The sequence below is a fragment of the Paenibacillus terrae genome, from assembly GCF_000943545.1.
GTDB lineage: Bacteria > Bacillota > Bacilli > Paenibacillales > Paenibacillaceae > Paenibacillus > Paenibacillus terrae_A.
The window spans coordinates 1-2,359 of the sequence record NZ_JTHP01000155.1; the positions used below are offsets into that span (position 1 = coordinate 1).

A 2,359-nucleotide genomic window follows, 5' to 3' on the forward strand; every position below is an offset into this window, starting at 1 on the left:
ACACGACGACTGATGAGAAGGGTGACCCTATCCTAAGATGGATTGGAGTCAAGATTAAGAATGCATCTAAGATATGGGTAAATGTAGACAACAAGTTAAAGGGAACTCTTTATGTCGAAGCCAATCATGAAACAGCAATTTGGGGTAGAAATTGTTGGGGAAGGGACGATGATGGTAGCGATGTTTGGTATGAACTTTACATTGCTCCAATGCTTATGGAATTTGACCATGAAGCCTTAAAATCAATCAGAAAAAGAGAGAAATTGACTCAACAGCAAGTAGCTGACTCTATTGGGGCTGCAGTAAGAACATATCAAAAATGGGAGAGTGGGCATACTACACCTGATTGCCAATATCTATTACGGCTTATGAATGTGTTGGATATCAGAGAACCGAAGGAAATAACGAAAACAACCAATTTCTGATTTTTTGTTCAGGGTGATTCGCTATCTCATTTTATATAATTAGGAAATTTCCTAAAAAGTTGTATTATCTAAGTGATATTCTAAACTAGGCCCTTGGTATTACTAGAGGGCTTTTTTTGGTTCCATATATCCCCATGAATATGCTATAGTGTAATAAATAAAGAAGATTTATGCAAATTTCAATAGGTTTATTAACTCAATTTTGTATTTTGAAAAAAAGAAAAAAACTGAAGGTATTTAATTTTTTGGTGATTATTTGTATTAATTTTCTACTGAGGAGAGTTTACTATGTTTCTTTCAGAAGTGAGAATTACAAACTTTAGAAAATTTGGTCAAGGGATTAACAAGGAACCTGGGTTAATTCTTAGGCTGAATAAAGGTCTTAATGTTTTCATTGGTGAGAATGATGCTGGTAAAACTACAGTAATTGATGCAATCAAGTTCGTGTTATTAACTCAAAGTAGAGAGTATTCGAGGTTAGAAAAGGAGGACTTCCATGGTACATCTAATGAATTGAAAATTGAATGTATTTTTAAAGGTTTTACTATAAATCAGGCAAAGGATTTTTTGGAGTGGATTGCAATTGATTTTGATAAAGAATACACCCTTCGCGTTTTTTTTAGCGCCAAAAGAGATCTTAAAGGGAAAGTGCTAATTGATGATATACGTGCGGGAAATGATAGTGAAGGGCAGATTTTACATAATAGGGCACGTGACTTACTCAGAACTATTTATCTTAAGCCCCTAAGAGATGCGGAAAATGAACTTGCTGCAAGAAGGAATTCACGATTGTCTCAAATTTTGCATGCACATCCAGAATTCTCGGTAGGTGATGAACATAGATTAGTTGAGATTATTAAAGATGCTAATCAGAAAATAAAAGAGTACTTCGATTATGACGAAATGACTAGTGACGAAAAGAAAATATTGAAATCTATTAACACATATTTATTGAAATTTTCTGATAATAAAAACTTGTTAAAATCAAATATTGAGTTAGCTGCAGTTAACCTTAAAATGATACTAGAAAAAATTGATCTTCTACTTGTCAATACGAAATCAGGTTTAGGTTCACTTAATCAATTGTATATAGCGGCAGAGTTATTGCTTTTACAAATCGAGAAAACGGAAGGGATTAATCTTGCACTGATTGAAGAGATAGAAGCACATTTGCATCCTCAAGCTCAGATAAGGGTTATTGATTATTTGCAAGAATTAAGCGAGGATAGTAAGTCTCCCATGCAGATACTCCTAACAACACACAGTGTTACATTAGCTTCAAGTATAAGGTTAAATAATTTGATTATTTTTGCTGAAGGCCAAGCTTACTCTCTAGCTAGCGGTAATACTAAATTACATAGTGGAGACTATAGATTTTTAGAGAGATTCTTAGACTCTACTAAAGCAAATTTATTTTTTGCGAAGGGCATTATTATTGTCGAGGGAGACGCAGAAAATTTATTACTGCCTACATTGGCAGATAAACTCGGAAAATCCTTCGCTAAAAATGGAGTTTCAATAGTTAATGTAGGAAGTACCGCAATGCTAAGATATTCAAAAATATTTGTGAGAGAATCTGAACCTAAAATGTTACTGCCTGTTGCAATTATTACTGATTGTGATGAGAAGGTCTCTAAGATCGATAAAGAGTCCGATACTATTATTATGTTTTCGGATAGAAAACCCGAAGTAACAAGATGTGAAAAAAAACTTAAGTATAGTGATGGAAATGTTAACGCTTTTGTTTCTCATGAGTGGACTCTTGAATTCGATGTGGCTTGTAGTTGTTTAAAAAAAGAATTATTTGCTGCTATTCTAATGGCAAAAGATTATATTGTCCAAGATAAGGCCTTAACAGAGGAAAGAAAAACAAAAGATATTAAAGATTTAAGCGAATACTTAACAGAGGCTGAAAAAAAGATAAGTGAATGGAA

General features: G+C 33.4%; 2 protein-coding genes. Both read left to right on the forward strand.

Annotated features, from left to right (window positions below; translation table 11 throughout):
- Nucleotides 1-425: helix-turn-helix domain-containing protein (locus tag QD47_RS29335; RefSeq protein ID WP_044649445.1), on the forward strand; the 425-nt coding region annotated here is incomplete at its 5' end.
- A gap of 288 nt (nucleotides 426-713) precedes the next feature.
- A partial coding sequence (locus tag QD47_RS29340) for an ATP-dependent nuclease (protein ID WP_052647035.1) occupies nucleotides 714-2,359 on the forward strand: 1,646 nt, incomplete at its 3' end.